The organism is Gemmiger formicilis, from assembly GCF_018784445.1.
Taxonomy (GTDB): Bacteria; Bacillota; Clostridia; order Oscillospirales; family Ruminococcaceae; genus Gemmiger.
Map to the genome: position 1 here is coordinate 424 of NZ_WQOH01000105.1, position 245 is coordinate 668.

Genomic DNA, 245 nt, shown 5'->3' on the forward strand with positions numbered 1-245 from the left:
CCCGGCTCGGCGCAGGAGATCCGCTATATCAACCGCGACGAGAACACGCACTTGTGGCTGTTCCGCAATATCATCACGGAGCTGCAAAAGGAGCAGCCGGAGTTGTTCACCGCCGAGAGCGTACAAGCGCTGCGCGAGATGATGCGTGAGGGCGTGGAGCAGGAGATCGCATGGGGGCATTATGTGATCGGCGACGACATCCCGGGACTGAACCGGCAGATGATCAGCGATTACATCCGCTATCT

General features: G+C 59.2%; 1 protein-coding gene. It reads left to right on the forward strand.

All coding sequences use genetic code 11. The annotated features are described in order from the left end of the window. On the forward strand, positions 1-245 hold a 245-nt coding region (locus GPK89_RS16465), incomplete at both ends, for a ribonucleotide-diphosphate reductase subunit beta (protein WP_252261731.1).